The organism is Trinickia sp. Y13 (assembly GCF_029522115.1).
Lineage (GTDB): Bacteria > Pseudomonadota > Gammaproteobacteria > Burkholderiales > Burkholderiaceae > Trinickia.
Genome location: NZ_JAKWFK010000002.1, coordinates 435480 through 452072 on the forward strand (window position 1 = coordinate 435480; position 16593 = coordinate 452072).

The window sequence follows — 16593 nt, forward strand, 5'->3', positions numbered from 1 at the left end:
ACGCGCTTGCGCCGCTCACATGTTGCGCCGGTACTGTCCGCCGACTTCGAACAGCGCGTGCGTGATCTGCCCGAGCGAACAGACGCGCACCGCATCCATCAGCACAGCGAATACGTTCTCCCCATCGATGACGGCGCGCCGCAAGCGCTCGAGCATCGGCGCCGCTTCATCGCAATGGCGAGCGTGAAACGCCGCCAGCCGTTCGCGCTGACGCTCTTTTTCCTCCGTCGTCGAACGATCCAAGGTCAACGGGCCCGCCCGCTCGGTTTCTCGTTCGCCGACGAACGTGTTCACGCCCACGATCGGATAAGAGCCATCGTGCTTGCGATGCTCGTAACGCATCGATTCGTCTTGGATTCGTCCGCGCTGGTAGCCCGTCTCCATCGCACCGAGCACTCCGCCGCGAGCCGTCAGCCGGTCGAACTCGTCCAGCACCGCAGCTTCGACGAGATCAGTCAATTCCTCGATGACGAAGCTGCCCTGATTCGGATTTTGATTCTTCGCCAAGCCCCATTCTCGATTGATGATCAGTTGCACGGCCATTGCGCGGCGTACCGACGCTTCCGTCGGCGTCGTGATCGCTTCGTCGAACGCATTCGTATGCAGCGAGTTGCAGTTGTCATAGACGGCGATCAGCGCCTGCAGCGTCGTGCGGATATCGTTGAACTCGATCTCCTGCGCATGCAGGCTGCGGCCCGATGTCTGCACGTGGTACTTGAGCTTTTGACTGCGTTCGTTGGCGCCGTATTTGTCCCGCAAGGCAATCGCCCAAATCCGGCGCGCCACGCGGCCAAGCACCGTGTACTCCGGCTCCATGCCGTTCGAGAAGAAGAACGACAGGTTCGGTGCGAAATCGTCGATCTCCAGATGCCGTGCCAAGTAGGCTTCGACGTAGGTGAAGCCGTTGGCGAGCGTGTAAGCGAGCTGCGTGATCGGGTTGGCCCCCGCCTCGGCGATGTGGTAGCCGGAGATCGACACCGAATAGAAATTGCGTACGCCGTGTTCGATGAAATAGGCCTGCACGTCGCCCATCATCTTCAAGCTGAAGTCGGTCGAAAAAATGCAGGTGTTTTGGCCCTGATCCTCTTTGAGGATGTCCGCCTGCACGGTGCCGCGCACTTCGCGCAACGCATTGGCGCGCGCTTGCTCGATTTCCCCGGCGCTCGGCGTCCGGTTTTGCGCAGCGCATTGCGCGCGAAGACGCGCCAGTTGCTGATCGATCGCAGCGTTGAAGAACATCGCGAGGATCGTGGGCGCGGGACCGTTGATCGTCATCGAGACCGACGTTGCCGGATCGCACAAATCGAAGCCGTCATAGAGCGAGATCATGTCGTCGAGCGTTGCCACCGACACGCCCGAGTTGCCGATCTTGCCGTAAATATCGGGGCGCTCGTCGGGGTCTTCGCCATAGAGGGTGACCGAATCGAACGCCGTCGACAAACGTCGCGCCGGCATGCCCTGGGAAAGCAGCTTGAACCGGCGGTTCGTGCGCGGCGGGTCGCCCACGCCCGCGAACATGCGCGTGGGATCTTCGTTCTCGCGCTTGAACGGAAACACGCCGGCCGTGAAGGGGAACGCGCCCGGCAGGTTTTCCAGCATCAACCAGCGCAGCGTTTCGCCCGGATCCGCGAACTTCGGCAACGACACCTTGCGCAATCGCGTGCCGGACAGCGTGGTCTCGGTCAGTTTCGTGCGAATCTCGCGACCGCGGATCGACACCACGCGCTCCTCGCCCGAATATTGCGCGACGGTATGCGGCCATGCATCGAGCAACGCGCCCTCGCGGGCGCCGAGCCGCGCTTCGCGCTCGGCAATCAACGCGTCCAGGCGGGCGGCGACCGGATCGGATGTCGGCGCGATTGGAGCGGCCGAAGCAGCCGCCGAATTCGCAGCGGCCGCGTCATGCGTGGCAGGCTCGCACCCGGCGTCGCTTCGGCCCGCACGGTGGCTCGTCGCCATCGCCATCCGTTTGGCCTCGCACAACTGCCAACGCTCGCGCGCGCATTGCGCCTGCTCGTCGGCCCGGGCGCGGTAGGCGCGCACGGTCGCGGCGATCTCGGACAAGTAACGAACGCGGGCCGCGGGCACGATCGCGCCGCCCTCGCGCGAGTGGCGCACATCGACGCGCGGCAAGCGCGGCCCGAGCGCGGGCGAGCGCAGTCCGCACTCGCCGAGCGCGAGCGCGATGCGCTGGTAAAGCGCCGTGACGCCCTCGTCGTTGAAACGTGAGGCGATCGTGCCGAACGCGGGCATGGCGTCCGGCGCCACATCGAACGCGCCTTGATTGCGTTGCATCTGCTTGGCGACATCGCGCAGCGCATCGAGCGCGCCGCTGCGATCGAACTTGTTGATGGCGACGAAGTCGGCAAAGTCCAGCATGTCGATTTTTTCGAGTTGGCTCGCCGCGCCGAACTCCGGCGTCATCACGTAGAGCGAACGATCCGCCACCTGCGCGATCGCGGCGTCGCCTTGGCCGATGCCCGAGGTCTCGACGATGATCAGGTCGAAACGCGCCGCTTGGCAGGCCGCGATTGCATCGGGGATGGCATCGGGCAATTCGGTCGCCGCTTCGCGCGTCGCGAGCGAGCGCATGAACACGCGAGGCCCGCGCCCCCAATCGCCGATCGCGTTCATGCGAATCCGATCGCCAAGCAAGGCGCCGCCCGACTTGCGCCGCGACGGATCGATCGCAAGGATCGCAATCGCGAGCTCGTCGGCATAGTCGAGCCTAAAACGCCGCACGAGTTCATCGGTCAACGACGACTTGCCGGCCCCGCCCGTGCCTGTCACGCCGAGCACCGGCGCGAGCGCCCCCTGCAAGCGGGCACGATCGCGCAGCGCTGCCCGCACCGCCGGATCGACGCGATCGTCTTCGAGTGCGCTGATCAGCGTGGCCAAGGCGCGCCAAGCCCGATCGCCCGCGGTCGCCAGCGTCTCGATTGGCGGCAGCGCACCGGGCGGCAAAGCGGCCGCGCTGCCGCAGCGCGCGATCATGTCGTCGATCATCCCTTGCAGGCCCAGGCGTTGCCCATCTTGCGGAGAATAAATGCGCTCGACCCCGTAGCGCTCGAGCGCCTCGATCTCTTCGGGCACGATCACCCCACCGCCGCCGCCAAACACGCGAATCCGTTCGCCGCCGCCATCGCGCAGCGCGTCCACCAGATACTTGAAGTATTCGATGTGGCCGCCTTGGTAGCTGGACACCGCCACGCCGTCGGCGTCCTCATCGAGCGCGGCGCGCGCGACCTCGGCCACAGAACGGTTATGACCGAGATGCACGACTTCGACTCCGCTCGCCTGCAAGATTCGCCGGATGATGTTGATCGCGGCGTCATGGCCATCGAACAGCGCGGCGGCCGTCACGAAACGCAACCGGGCGGCAGGACTCGGCCGAGCCGGGCCGAGACGTTGCGGCGTCGAAAGATCGGTCATGGTTCCCTCGCTAGCGCATGCCGGCTGCGCGCCTAATGTTCGAAGTATAGGCAACGGCGCCATGCCGGCCCATCGATTGCAGCGCCGCCGCAATGCCATTACGCCCGTAATTGCCGGTGCGATTTATGGCGAATCAGGCAAGCTCGGTGAAACCCGAATGCGTTAATATCGTGGCTCGACACCATCCCATCGAAACGAAGCATGCCTATATCTGCGCTCTGCCCTTTTCGCATGGATTTATCGATCCTCTGCCATCGCGCAGCCTACACAAAACAGACACGTCTGTTTTCGTTGAATGTGGCTATCGGCCAATAGGCTCGCCGAGGCATCACGAAGAACGCGCCATGTATTCGCTCTTACCCGCCTTCGTGTCGGCGTTGTTTCTGGGTTTCGGTGCTTATGTGCTGGTAACCGAGGGTTTCACGCGGGTGGCGACGCCATTTATCGCGATGTGCGGGACGACATTCGTCTGGCAAGCCACCTGGGCATTTTTGTTTCAGACCACGGACCCGCATGTGGCGAGCGAGCTCGTGAAGATCGGCTATTTGTTCATCTTGTTCTTGCCGACCACTTTCTATCACTTCGTGGTGGAAGTTGCCGCAGCACGCGCGGAAAAGTGGCTATTGACGGTGTCTTACGGGCTATGCGCGGCACTTGCGGTGTTATTGCTGAGCGGCAATGAAGTGATCGACGGCTTTCGCTCGTTTTTTTTCGGATACTACCCGAAGGCCGGCCCATTGCATCCGGTTCACGTCGCGCAAACGGTTTTTCTGGCCGGGCGCAGCGGCTGGCTGTTAATTAGGGAAATGCGCAGGGCGCGCGCCTCGCGGCCCCGGAAGCTGCTCGATTTGTGCCTCGTCAGCCTCGGCCTTTATTCCTTTGCCGCAACCGATTACGCCGTGAATTACGGCTATGCGTTCTACCCGCTCGGCGCCGTCTTCATCGCCGTAAGCCTCGGCATACTTGCGGTCTCCATCGTCCGCTACGGATTGATGAGTCCTCGCCTCATGCTGGCGACGGTCGCGCACGAAGTCGCAACGCCGCTTGCGACGATCGGCCTGCATGCCGACGAACTGCGCCGCGCACTGCCAGAACTGATGCACGGCTATCGGCTGGCGGTGCAACATCGGTTATGCGGCGACGGCCTCTATCTGCGAGAAGAGCCTGACAGATTGCCTGCGCTTGCATCGGCGATCCGGCGTCAGGTCGACAGCACGAGCACCGTGATCGAGATGTCGCTCGCATCGCTCACCTTGAACCGGCTCGATCCGCGCACATTCTCCGCCCATGCCATCGGCACCTGCATCGAATCGGCTCTGGAGCGCTATCCGTTTCGGGCGGGAGAGCGAAATCTGGTTTCGGTGGCGCAGATCGACCCCGCGATCCAATTCGTCGGCTCGGATTCCTTGCTGATCTTCGTTCTCTTCAACTTGTTGAAGAACGCGATTCACGCGATCCAGGCCGCAGGCAAGGGCGATATCGCCATCAACGCATGCCGCCGCGAGGGCTACTGCGTCGTGCGCTTCAGCGATAGCGGCTGCGGCATCGACGCCGACGCACTGCCCAGGATCTTCGATCCGTTCTACTCGACGAAGGCTCACGGACGAGGGGCGGGCGTCGGCCTGACCTTCTGCCGCCGCGTCTGCGAAGCGTTCGGCGGCGGCATTTCATGCGAGTCCGCGCCCGGCGTGCACACGACCTTCACGCTGCGTCTGCCGGGGCCGCGATGAACGGCGGATCATGGCGCCGCACGATCCGCCGTTCATTGGCCGACGCTAATCGGCCGGGTCAACCGAGCGCATTGCGCGCGATCAATCCCGATCGGACGGCAAGTCCAACTCGTATTCGGTCACGCGCTCGATCACGCCAGCGGGGAAACGCCGAATGCGCTTGTCCGGGCCTGCGAACAGGATCTGCTGATAGCCCATCGAAACGGGCCGGCCGCCGACGTAGAACCGGAACAGCAAATAGGAGGAGCACTGCCTGACTTTTACCGTGTTCAGATAACAGTCGACTCGCTGGAACGGAAACGTCTCCTGGACATACTCCTGATGAGCGCGTTTCGTGACGAATGCGCCGCCCGCGCCGAGCAGATTATTGTCGATGCATTCGTAAAACCAGCGTTCGCGGCAGATTCCCTGCCATTCGAAATATCGGGCGAAATAGGTGTTCATGAATGAATTGGAGTCCTTCAGATAGATGTCGATCGTATGGTGGAAAGTCTTGGGCGCCGCAACATCGAGCGCCTCGGGCGTCAAGAGCGCCGCACCATTGGAAAGAAGGTGCGGAACGGTTTCTCGCGTCAACATGGATAAACTCCTCGGAAATTGCTACGAGCGGTAGCGCGCATTCCCCAAAAGCCTGGGGAATGTGCGATTCTTACCCCGCCTATTTTTCGAGGACCGTAATCGGTAACAATTGGGCCGAGCGCCGACCGCGGTGTCGCTCCGCTTTTCTTTTTTCACGAGGCCGGTATGAGTTCTTTTGTCACGCAGCCGCTGTTCTATCCCGCATCTGCGGTTTTTCTCGATGACAGCGCCGATTTTCTGGATGGGTTACGTGGAGTTTTTCGAGACAGGCAACTGAACCGCTTTTTCATGCACCCCGAGGCGGCGCTCGATTTCATGCGTTCGCGAGATCGCAGCGTCCCGCTTATCCGAATGGCGGGCGAAGGGTATTCTCGAGTGGAACGAGGCGGCGGTAATGCGCTCGGCAAGGATGCGCTGTGCGACCCAACGAGATTCGAAGAAGTGGCGGCGGTCGTCGTCGATTATGAAATGCCGGGGATGGACGGCGTCCAATTTCTCGAATCGATCAGCGATATCGTTTGCACGAAAATCCTGTTGACCGGAGCGGCGGGCGACCGGCAAGCCGTGGATGCCTTCAACGCAGGACTCATCGATATTTATCTGCGCAAGGGCGATACGGTCATGCCGGCCACCTTGGCGGGCGCACTACGCGAGGCGAATAAAAAACACTGCAGATTGCGCGGGTGCATCGGCGTCCACGACGTGGGGGCGACCTATTGCGATCCTCGAGTCGTGCAAGTCCTCGACGATTTGGCCGCCCGCGGAAACTTCGTCGAATATTACTGGCGCCCGGAACAGGACGCGGTGCTCCTGTTCGATGCAGCGGGCAAGCCCAGTGTTTTCGTGGCCTGGGATGCCGACGAATGGGCGTTCCAGTGCGATACGGTAGCCGACGCCGGCGGGCCCGACTGGATGCGCAAGGGGATGGAAAAGCGATCGCTGATGCCGCTGTTTTGGCCCGATCAAGCATATCGCCCGAATCGGGCCATCGTGCCGACTGCGCAGCCGATACCGGTGCCGGGATGGGAGCGTGCTTTCTACAGTCTCGCGCCGCTCGACGCGTCGGCGGTGGAAGCGGGCCTGTCGACCTACGCGAGTTGGCGCCAACGGCGGCGCCAGTTGCATTGACCAGGTTGACGGCACTGACGGCTTGACCGGGCGATCGCATCGCCCCAGCAGCGCCCCGACTCGGCCGCAAGGCCGCATCGCCGCCGCCCCGGCCCGAGCGCCGAGGATGGCAGCGGCCCAGCAGCCGATCAGAACTTGGCCCGGATTCCCGCACCGACCGTTTGGCCCGTCGACAGGCCGCTGATCTGGTCGTTCATATAAGCCGCGTACAGGTCGGTCCGCTTGGACAACGGGTAATCGTAGCCGAGCGCCCAGGTGCGACGGGTTTGATTCAAGCCGCCGCTGTCGCGCGAGTACGCGTACGAGGCCATCGCGGTACCCGGTCCCACGGGCACGGTCACGCCGCCTTGCCCCGTGTTCACGTGCCAACCGCCGCCCGTCAACGCGTCGTTCTTCGTGTACATGTACTGGCCGTAGAACTTCACGAACTTCAGATCGTAGCTGGCGCCGAACTGCGCCACGCCCTGGCTCTTGAACGGCACGATCGTGCCGAAGGGCGTGACCTGACGCAAGTCGTTAGGCGCGTTGTTGAAATTGACGTATTGGTAGACGCCGGTCGCGGCGAATGGGCCGTGGAAGTAGAGGAACTGCGCGCTCCACTTTTTCGCCCCGTTGTTGCCGGCTTGATTGCCCAGGCCGTACATGACGCTGCCCGACAGGCCGTTGTAGTTCGGCGTGGAATATTGAACCGCGTTGTTCCAGCCGGAGTCGCCCACGACGCCCGTATCCGTCGCGTACGTCGCGCCGGACGGAACCGCGGTATTGCCGAGGAACACGTGATACACCATCGGCGAGAACGTGTACGAATCGATGAACGGGTTGAACAGGATCGTCGAGACGAACAGGTGCGTCGTCAATCGGCCGGCCGTCACCGTGCCATAGGGCGATTCGATCCCCACGTACGCGTTGCGGGCAAAGAACGTATCGCCCGAGAAGCGGCCGTAATTGCCGCTTTGGGGCAGGAAGAAGTCTTCCAACGTGAAGACGGCGCGATAGCCATTGCCCAAATCTTCGGCGCCCTTCATGCCCCAGTAGGACGTCGACATCCCGCCGCCGCCTTCCACCCACGCGCGCTTACCGCCGGGGAACTGCTGCATCCCGGCCCAAGCGTCGACTTGCCCATACAGTTGCACGCTCGATTGCGCGTGGGCGATCTCGCCCCCGGCGGCCAAAGCGGCGAGCGCCGCCATACGAAGCATTGTTTTCAGCGCGCGGCTGACGTTGGCTTTCATGAGTTCTCCTGTCTTTGTCAAAAAATGAAGCGCGCGAACCGTTCTCGGGGCCTGGGATCGCCTTGACTAGCTAGTTCGGGGGCGGATCCATCGTTACGGACCATTTTTCTGGACAAAATTACGTCCGCTTATTGCCGGTATAGCGGTTTGCTTAAGCCCGCGCCGAGTCGGGGCGCGGCCGCCCGCACGCGGTGCGGCGCGCACCGTCGCGGCGCCTGCCGGGCGCCTGGCGACCGGCCGGAGAACCGCGTCGACGCTCGCTCGCAAGCATTCGGACGAGATAGGTGGAAATAGTGACGCAGGCTCGCGCGACGACAAAATGATTTCGTCCGAGGACCCCTTTCCCGTGACCTCGAAGCGCAGTTTCGGCGGCAAAAGTGTGGCGTATTTGCATCACCCCGAAGGAAGGCGGCGAACGCAAAGCGAGGCGTCGAGCCGGCGAACGGCGAGCCGCGCCGGAAAGACCCGCCTCGAGAAGGAGGGGAAACAGAAAGAGCCGTCTAAGATCGGCTCGGTGCGCCGCCGGGGGCGTCAGTTGCGAAAACCGGACATCGCTTGAGGCGGACGGCCGCCCGCGGAAGGGGGACGAGGCACGCGGGTCGGGCCGCGCTCCTCGTTGTAGCGGGCGATATCGGCGCGGATGGAACCCGCGCGCAGGAACGCGGCGCCGCCGTCGCGCGCCAGAGCGCGCGCTTCGTCGCTGACCGGCCGGAACGGGGTGGCGGCCGCGGCGATCGACGGCGCGGGCGCCACGCGCGGGCCGCCGTGACCGTAGGGGTTCGTCGTGACGACGAACGAACGTTGCCCGCCGCCGCGACCGCCATGCGAACCTTGCGGCGGCCGAGCATAGGCGAGCGAAGCCGCGGCTGCGCACAACGCAACCGCGGCCCAACGCAAAAAGGTATGAAATGCCGAATCGGCCATGATCGATGCACTCGCCAACCATCCTCTCGGAGGCCGTCGCGCATCGGCGCGCGGCGGGGCGCCTCCTTCACCGAGCGGTCGTCAGATAAATCGGTGCTCCGAGGGATTTCTTCGGGTAATTTATGGGCCGCCCGTTCAGGTGTCGAGGCAAAAAATGTTAGGCGAGCAACGCCGTTGTAACGTGGTGTTACTGTGGCGGTTTTGTCGATGCGGCGGTATTCGTGCGACCATTTTCGGCCGCTGCCGCCACGGTTTTGTTTGCCGATTTTTTTTACCGCTTCATGCGCGTTTTTTGCCGCGCGTTTTTTATCGCTTACGAGAAGCTTTACCCATGCGTCGTCCTTCTTTTCTGGTGCCAGACAACTTCACGCTCGCCCTGATCGGCACGGTGGTGCTGGCGAGCATTTTGCCCTGCCGCGGTGAAACGGCCGTGGCCATCAATTGGCTGACGAATATCGCCGTCGGTTTGCTGTTCTTTCTGCACGGCGGGAAACTCTCGCGCGAAGCGGTCGTCGCGGGCGCGACGCATTGGCGGCTGCATGCGCTCGTGCTCGTGAGCACCTTCGTCATGTTTCCGCTGCTCGGCTTGGCGATGAAGCCCCTCGCCGCCCCGCTCGTGACGCCCGAGCTTTACACGGGCATCCTGTTTCTCTGCACGCTGCCCTCGACGGTCCAATCTTCGATCGCATTCACATCGATCGCGCGCGGCAACGTACCGGCCGCCGTCTGCAGCGCCTCGGCCTCTAGCCTCATCGGAATCTTCGTCACGCCCGCGCTCGTGAGCCTAATCATCACGAATCATGCAGGGGCGTCCGGCTCCGGTTGGCACACCGTCGGCGCGATCGTCATGCAATTGCTCGTGCCGTTCATCGCAGGCCAGTTGCTGCGGCCGCTCATCGGCCCGTGGCTCGACCGCAACCGGCGGGTCCTGCGCTTCGTCGATCAAGGCTCGATTCTGCTCGTCGTCTACACGGCATTCAGCGCAGCCGTGAACGAGGGCCTTTGGCGTCACCTTTCGCTCGGCGCGCTGGCGGGGCTGTTCGTCGTCAACGCGCTATTGCTCGCCGCGGCGCTCGCGCTCACCTCGCTTGCCAGCAAGCGGCTCGGCTTCAATCGCGAAGATAGGATCACGATCATCTTCTGCGGCTCGAAGAAGAGCCTCGCATCGGGCATCCCCATGGCGAAGGTGATCTTCGCCTCGCAAGCCGTCGGCGCGGTGGTCTTGCCGCTCATGCTGTTTCATCAAATCCAACTGATGGTCTGCGCAGCGCTCGCCCAGCGATGGGCTGCGCGCAACGTCCACGATGAAGGGCCGCGGCCGGCGGCGCACGCCGAACACTGAATGACAGGGCGCGGGCCACATCGCCGCGCCCGCCGCCGGCACGCAGATCGGCTTGCGCCGAAAATCGGCCCGAATCACGAAAGGCGATAACCACGCAAAGGTTTTTGCGACGAAAAAACCGCATTGCAAACGGCAAACGTTTGCGGTTTCTTCGATACCCAAATTCTGTGAAACGCGCAGCGTCCAAAGTACCGGGCGGGTTATCGCAGCACGGCGCCGGAGCACCGCCGGATAACGCTTACAAGGCGACGACGCCGTGAGCGGCCAACTGCCACTCATAAATCTTCTTAAAATCGTCCCATTCGGCATTTAGCGCTATTAGAATGGCGCGACGGAACGGGGTGCCGATAAGATTTTTCAGTAAATGCCGAAGTTGCACGTCCAAGCGAGAAAATAAATGAGCAGCGAGGATCGATCCGACGACGAACGCCAGGAAGGGGCGGCGCGCCGCGTACGGCGCATCCGGGGGCAGCGCGCCAAGACCATCGAGGCGCCGGAAGACAACCAATCGTTCGAAGACTACGCGGCCCATCGCCTGTGGTCGTTTCTCTGCGCCCAGCTTGCGACCGCGCTCGTCGGCTACGTCGTGCTGGTGGTCGGCGACGCTTGGCTCGACAATCAACGCATGGCGCCGGCCGCGCTCGCGAGTTCCTTGCCTGCGCTGCCGATGGCGGCCTCGCTCGCCGTGGCTTGGACCAAAGGCAGCGGGCTGCGGGCAAGTCTGGCCGCGCTCGCTTTCATCGCTTCGCTCGAAGCGGGCATCGTGTTGCACGCGTTGCAATGGGGCGACGGCATGCTGATCGTGCTCCCAGCATTCGTGCTGATCCCGCTGACCTTCAGTCCCGTGCTGCTGCGCGGATGGGATTTTCCGGCCACGGCCGCGCTCACCATTGCCGGCCCGCTCGCGCTGGTCGCGCTCAGTAAGCCCCCCGCCGTCGAGCAGTTCGGCGTCGTGCTCTCCATGTTCATCGCCATTTCGACGAGTCTCGTCACGAACCTGTTCGCGCTGCGCTCGCAGAAGAAAAGCTTCCGGTTGGAGCGCCAGCTGCGCGCGTTCGCCGACATCGACGAGCTGACGCAGTTGCCCCGCAGGCGCCGCGTGTTCGAACTGGGGCGCCGCATTCTGCTGCGCACCGAGCGCTTAGGTCAGCCCTTTTCCGTGCTGTACATCGACGCCGATCACTTCAAGTCGGTGAACGATCGCTTCGGCCACGACACGGGCGATCGCGCGTTGCAATTGATCGCGCGGCATATCCAAGACAGCATGCGGCCGACCGACGTCGCGGGCCGTTTCGGCGGCGAGGAGTTCGTCGTGCTGCTGCCCGCCGCCGATCAGCACGACGCGGCGCGCGTCGCCGAGCGGCTGCGCAAACGGATCGAAGATGCCCGCCAGCTCGAAGTCACGTTGACCATCAGCGTGGGCGTCGCGCAACACGTGCGCGGCGAGCCGATCGAGCGCGTGATTCGGCGGGCCGATAGCGCATTGCTAGATGCGAAGGACAGCGGCCGCAACCGCGTCGTCATCGCAGAGCGCACGCACGATGCCGCGCCGGCCATAGAAGCCGAGCCGATCGCTATCGCCGATCTCGTGCGCGAACATGCAGGCATCGCCGCGGCGAACGACGCAGTCGCCCAGCCCGGTTGCGAACCGGTAGCCGACTAGCTCCCGGGAGCGGCGTGCGCCGCGATGCACCGCAGTGGTGCATCGCTTCACCAAAAATTCACTCAACTCTCAATCGACAACGTCGATAAGCCGACTATCCAATCCTTTCCGGCTTGTCGCTTCGTCATGTCATTGAGCCAGTCTTCGCCGCGCGGCGAGCCATCCGTCACCGAGCTGATCGCTCGGCGCGCGCTCACCGCCGTGTTTCAACCGATCGTCGATTTCGACGGCGGCACGATCCTCGGCTACGAAGGGCTCATCCGCGGCCCGGCCGGATCCTCTCTGGAATCGCCGGGCGCGCTGTTCGATCGCGCCGCCCGCCAGGGGCAATCGGTGGCGCTCGAGCATGCCGCGGCGCGCACCTGCGCGACGGCGTTTGCGCAACTCGGATGCGAAGGCAAGCTGTTCCTGAACTTCAGCGCCGACGCCCTCGTCGCGCTGCAGGCGACGCACGAGCGCATGATCGATTGGCTGCAGCAATGCGGCGTGGCGGCCGAGCGTCTGGTCGTCGAGCTCACCGAGCAAAGCACGATTGCCGACGTACGCAGTTTCGCACCGGCCGTTGCGTCGCTACGCGAGACTGGCATCCAATTCGCACTCGACGATTACGGCACGGCGAACGCGAGCATGAATCTTTGGGTGCGCCTGCAACCGGACGTCGTCAAAATCGATCGTTTCTTCATCGACGATATCGCCAACGACCCGCTCAAGTTCGAGGCCGTTCGCGCGATGCAGCATTTCGCGGAAGCGAGCGGCGCACGCCTCGTGGCCGAAGGCATCGAAAACGCGGCCGATCTGATCGTCGTGCGCGACATGGGAATTGCGCTCGGCCAAGGTTTTTTACTCGGCCGGCCCGATCCGAGCGCTTCGCGCAAGCTCGCCGAACCCGCGCGCAAGGCCCTGGGCGCCGATCACATTGCCGTATTCCCAGGGGCGACGCGCACCTCGATCGCCGCATCGCCCTCGGGCAGCATGGCTGCCGCGAAAATGATCGTCCCGGCGCCCGCGTTGCCCACGAGCGCGACGAACAATGACGTCCTCGCTCTGTTCAATCGCCTGCCGACGCTGCATGCGCTCGCCGTGGTCGAGCAAGACGAGCCGATCGCGCTCATCAATCGGCGCAGCTTCATGGACCGCTACGCCCTGCCTTATCACCGCGAGCTGTTCGGCAAACGCCCGTGCATGCTGTTCGCCAATGCGCCGCCCGTCGTCATCGAAAAATCCATGACCGTCGAGCAGATGGCCAAGCTCCTTGCGAGCGACGACCAGCGCTACCTCGCGGACGGCTTCGTCATCACCGACGAAGGGCGCTACGTGGGCCTGGGCACGGGGGAAAGCCTCGTCAGGGCCGTCACGGAAGTGCGCATCGAAGCGGCCCGCTACGCCAATCCGCTGACCTTTCTGCCCGGCAACATCCCGATCAGCTCCCATATCTCGCGGCTCATCGGGCATCGGGTGCGGTTTCATGCCTGCTACGTCGATCTGAACCATTTCAAGCCTTTCAACGATCGTTACGGCTACTGGCAAGGCGACGAAGTGCTCAAGTTCGCGGCGGCCGTGCTGGCCGACGTGTGCGATCCGACGCGCGACTTTCTCGGCCACGTCGGGGGCGACGACTTCCTGATCCTGTTCCAAAGCGAGGACTGGCATGCGCGCGTGTTGCGCGCGGTCGATGCGTTCAACACGGGCAGCCTGCATTTCTATGCGGACGAGGACCGAGAGGCCGGGGGCATTCATGGCGAAGACCGGCGCGGCAACCCGACGTTCTTCGGCTTCGTGACCATGGCGATCGGGTGCGTGCGCGTGGAACCGGCTCGCGGCGAGGATGCGCGCTATGGCAGCGAGGAGATCGCCTCGGTGGCCGCGCTGGCCAAGCACCGCGCAAAACAGGACGCGACCGGGGTATTCGTCATCGATCTCGACGAAGGCGCTGCGCTCATGCATGCACGCGAAGGGCACGTTTAGTAATTTTTACTAAACAGAAAAATGTTCCTGAATCATTGATGGGTGAACGCATAAGGACAATCATGTAGCTCATATGGCGGTCTTTTTTGCGGTTTTTACTATACAATCCCCGCACCGAGACCCTAGGAACGAGCGACCATGGCCACCACGATTCGCGATATCGCCCGCGCGGCGAACGTGTCGATCGGCACCGTGTCGCGCGCCCTGAAGAACCAGCCGGGGCTGTCCGAAGCCACGCGGCTGCGCGTCGTGGAGACGGCTCAACGGCTCGGCTACGACGCGGCGCAATTGCGCCCGCGCATCCGCCGCCTCACCTTCCTGCTGCACCGGCAGCACAACAATTTCGGCGCGAGCCCCTTTTTCTCGCACGTCCTGCACGGCGTGGAAGATGCTTGCCGTGCGCACGGCATCGTGCCCTCGCTGCTGACGGCCGGTCCGACCGAAGACGTGGCCGAGCAATTGCGCCTGCACGCGCCCGACGCCATCGCGGTGGCGGGCTTCGTCGAGCCGGAAACGCTGGCTACCGTGGCCGCGATGCAGCGCCCGCTGGTATTGATCGATCTGTGGGCGCCGAATATGCGCTCGGTCAATCTGGACAACGCCCAGGGCGCCATGCTGGCGATGCGGCACTTATTCGCCCTCGGGCGCAAGCGCGTCGCGTTCATCGGCGGCTCGCTCGCGCATTACAGCATCGCGCAGCGCGCCCTCGGCTACCGGCGCGCCTTCTTCGAAGCGGGGCTGCTGTTCGACCCGTCGCTCGAGACCTCGATCGACGCCCACCTGCCGCCCGACGAAGGCGCCGAATTGGCGATGCAACGGCTGCTCGACACACAAGGGCCAGAACGCATACCCAACGCGGTTTTCGCCTATAACGACGTTGCAGCGCTCGCCGCGATGCGCGTCGCGCTAGCACGCGGCTTGCGCGTGCCCGAGGACATCGCGTTCGTCGGCTTCGACGACATTCCCGCGGCTTCCCACGCTACGCCCGCACTGACGACGATCGCGATCGACAAAGAAGCCCTCGGCGCGCGCGGCGTGCAGTTGCTGCTCGAAGATACGCCCGTCGAGTTGACGGTACGACTGCCGGTGCGGCTCGTCGCGCGGGCCAGCACGGTCGGCGGCGCCGGCGCGCAGCACGCGCTCGGTCAAGCCGGCATCGAATCGGAAATCACATCATGACGAAGCTTCCCAACGCCACTCGAGGCATCAAGCCGGCGCCCGGCACCGTCCACACGAACGCCCTCGTACCGCCCGTCGACGATTTTCGGGATCGCGCGTTCTTGCTCGAGCACGTGGCCGATACGCTCGGGTTCTACGCGCCGACCGTTTACGACGCCTCGGGGGGCTTCTTCCATTATTTCAAGGACGATGGCACGGTCTACAACCGCACCTCGCGTCACCTGGTGAGCAGTTGCCGCTTCGTCTTCAACTACGCGATGGCCTACCGGCACTTGCGCGATCCGCAATACTTGGAATACGCGCGTCACGGCCTCGCATTCTTGCGCGATGCCCACTGGGACCCGGAACATCGCGGCTACGACTGGGAGATCGAATGGCGCAACCGCGATAAGCACACGGTGGACGGCACCCGGCACTGCTACGGCCTCGCGTTCGTCCTGCTCGCGCAAGCCCATGCGGCGATGGCCGGGATCGAAGAGGCGCGGTTGCAGATCGCCGAAACGTTCGAGCTGATGGAGCGCCGTTTCTGGGATCCGGCCGCCGGGCTCTACGCCGATGAAGCGACGCCCGACTGGCACGTCTCGACCTATCGCGGGCAGAACGCGAACATGCATGCGACCGAAGCGCTGCTCGCGGCCTACGAGGCGACCGGGCACCTCGTCTATCTCGACCGGGCCGAACGCGTCGCCACCCACATCACCGAGCGGCAGGCCAACCTTTCGCACGGGCTCGTCTGGGAGCACTTCCACGCGGATTGGTCGGTCGATTGGCACTACAACGAAGAAGACAGCTCGAACATCTTTCGGCCCTGGGGCTTTCAGCCCGGGCATCAGACGGAATGGGCCAAGCTGCTGTTGATCCTCGAGCGCCATCGCCCCCTGCCCTGGCTGCTGCCGCGCGCCGTCGAGCTGTTCGATGCGGCGCTCACGCACGCGTGGGACGACGAGCACGGCGGCCTTTGCTACGGCTTCGGCCCCGACGGCAAGATCTGCGATCACGACAAGTACTTCTGGGTGCAGGCCGAAACGCTGGCGGCCGCCGCGCTGCTCGGCCATCGCACCGGCAGCGAGCGTTTTTGGGACTGGTACGACGAGATCTGGAGCTACAGCTGGACGCATTTCGTGGACCATCGCCATGGCGCCTGGTATCGCATCCTCACATGCGACAACCGCAAATACAGCGATGAAAAAAGCCCGGCCGGCAAGACCGATTACCACACGATGGGCGCATGCTACGAAGTGTTGAACGCGCTTGGCGAAAGCCACGTGAACGGCGATGCGAATGCAATCGGCAACGGCCTCACCCCGGCTTCTAGCCTGCAGGCGGCCACCGGCGACGGACATGGCCGCGGAACTGCCAATGGCAATGGCAACGGCAGCGGCTTGACGAGCCGCGCTTGAACGGCTTGAACGGACGATC

11 protein-coding genes are annotated in these 16593 nt (G+C 63.7%); 7 read left to right on the forward strand and 4 right to left on the reverse strand.

Annotation, left to right across the window (positions count from 1 at the left end; translation table 11 throughout):
- Positions 1-15: 15 nt before the first annotated feature.
- Entirely contained in the window at positions 16-3432 is a 3417-nt protein-coding gene (icmF, locus tag MMB74_RS05100; protein WP_277427507.1) for a fused isobutyryl-CoA mutase/GTPase IcmF, read from the reverse strand.
- Positions 3433-3776: 344 nt separating this feature from the next.
- Between icmF and MMB74_RS05105 the strand changes: the two genes are divergently transcribed.
- Positions 3777-5162: a sensor histidine kinase gene (locus MMB74_RS05105; protein WP_277427508.1), complete on the forward strand. Its 1386-nt coding sequence runs from the start codon at positions 3777-3779 to the stop codon at positions 5160-5162.
- 81 nt (positions 5163-5243) lie between these two features.
- On the opposite strand, the gene MMB74_RS05110 is transcribed toward MMB74_RS05105, so the two are convergent.
- A complete protein-coding gene (locus MMB74_RS05110; protein WP_277427509.1) occupies positions 5244-5741 on the reverse strand; it encodes a thioesterase family protein in 498 nt (165 codons plus the stop codon).
- Between the two features lie 165 nt (positions 5742-5906).
- On the opposite strand from MMB74_RS05110, the gene MMB74_RS05115 reads away from it, so the two are divergent.
- Positions 5907-6869, forward strand: a complete 963-nt coding sequence (locus MMB74_RS05115; protein WP_277427510.1) for a response regulator — start codon at positions 5907-5909, stop codon at positions 6867-6869.
- A 128-nt stretch (positions 6870-6997) separates the two neighbouring features.
- Here the strand turns inward: MMB74_RS05115 and MMB74_RS05120 are convergent, their stop codons facing one another.
- A complete protein-coding gene (locus tag MMB74_RS05120; protein ID WP_277427511.1) occupies positions 6998-8101 on the reverse strand; it encodes a porin in 1104 nt (367 codons plus the stop codon).
- Between the two features lie 531 nt (positions 8102-8632).
- Positions 8633-9025 (reverse strand): peptide-binding protein, encoded by a 393-nt coding sequence (locus MMB74_RS05125; protein ID WP_277427512.1) that lies wholly within the window; start codon positions 9023-9025, stop codon positions 8633-8635.
- A 331-nt stretch (positions 9026-9356) separates the two neighbouring features.
- Here MMB74_RS05125 and MMB74_RS05130 point away from each other — a divergent pair, with 331 nt between their 5' ends.
- The 5 genes from MMB74_RS05130 (at position 9357) to MMB74_RS05150 (ending at position 16574) form a co-directional block, all read left to right on the forward strand.
- On the forward strand, positions 9357-10367 hold the full coding sequence (locus tag MMB74_RS05130) for a bile acid:sodium symporter family protein (protein WP_277427513.1): 1011 nt from the start codon (positions 9357-9359) through the stop codon (positions 10365-10367).
- A gap of 397 nt (positions 10368-10764) precedes the next feature.
- A complete protein-coding gene (locus MMB74_RS05135) occupies positions 10765-12030 on the forward strand; it encodes a diguanylate cyclase (RefSeq protein ID WP_277427514.1) in 1266 nt (421 codons plus the stop codon).
- A 126-nt stretch (positions 12031-12156) separates the two neighbouring features.
- Entirely contained in the window at positions 12157-13995 is a 1839-nt protein-coding gene (locus tag MMB74_RS05140; RefSeq protein WP_277427515.1) for a phosphodiesterase, read from the forward strand.
- A 138-nt stretch (positions 13996-14133) separates the two neighbouring features.
- A complete protein-coding gene (locus MMB74_RS05145; RefSeq protein WP_277427516.1) occupies positions 14134-15174 on the forward strand; it encodes a LacI family DNA-binding transcriptional regulator in 1041 nt (346 codons plus the stop codon).
- Positions 15171-16574 (forward strand): AGE family epimerase/isomerase, encoded by a 1404-nt coding sequence (locus MMB74_RS05150; protein ID WP_277427517.1) that lies wholly within the window; start codon positions 15171-15173, stop codon positions 16572-16574. The genes MMB74_RS05145 and MMB74_RS05150 overlap by 4 nt, the downstream gene beginning before the upstream one ends.
- Positions 16575-16593 lie beyond the last annotated feature (19 nt).

Bases quoted from the DNA above. Each gene is read 5' to 3' on its own strand.
- icmF (WP_277427507.1), bottom strand. From the start codon at position 3,432: ATGACCGATCTTTCGACGCCGCAACGTCTCGGCCCGGCTCGGCCGAGT.
- MMB74_RS05105 (WP_277427508.1), top strand. From the start codon at position 3,777: ATGTATTCGCTCTTACCCGCCTTCGTGTCGGCGTTGTTTCTGGGTTTC.
- MMB74_RS05110 (WP_277427509.1), bottom strand. From the start codon at position 5,741: ATGTTGACGCGAGAAACCGTTCCGCACCTTCTTTCCAATGGTGCGGCG.
- MMB74_RS05115 (WP_277427510.1), top strand. From the start codon at position 5,907: ATGAGTTCTTTTGTCACGCAGCCGCTGTTCTATCCCGCATCTGCGGTT.
- MMB74_RS05120 (WP_277427511.1), bottom strand. From the start codon at position 8,101: ATGAAAGCCAACGTCAGCCGCGCGCTGAAAACAATGCTTCGTATGGCG.
- MMB74_RS05125 (WP_277427512.1), bottom strand. From the start codon at position 9,025: ATGGCCGATTCGGCATTTCATACCTTTTTGCGTTGGGCCGCGGTTGCG.
- MMB74_RS05130 (WP_277427513.1), top strand. From the start codon at position 9,357: ATGCGTCGTCCTTCTTTTCTGGTGCCAGACAACTTCACGCTCGCCCTG.
- MMB74_RS05135 (WP_277427514.1), top strand. From the start codon at position 10,765: ATGAGCAGCGAGGATCGATCCGACGACGAACGCCAGGAAGGGGCGGCG.
- MMB74_RS05140 (WP_277427515.1), top strand. From the start codon at position 12,157: ATGTCATTGAGCCAGTCTTCGCCGCGCGGCGAGCCATCCGTCACCGAG.
- MMB74_RS05145 (WP_277427516.1), top strand. From the start codon at position 14,134: ATGGCCACCACGATTCGCGATATCGCCCGCGCGGCGAACGTGTCGATC.
- MMB74_RS05150 (WP_277427517.1), top strand. From the start codon at position 15,171: ATGACGAAGCTTCCCAACGCCACTCGAGGCATCAAGCCGGCGCCCGGC.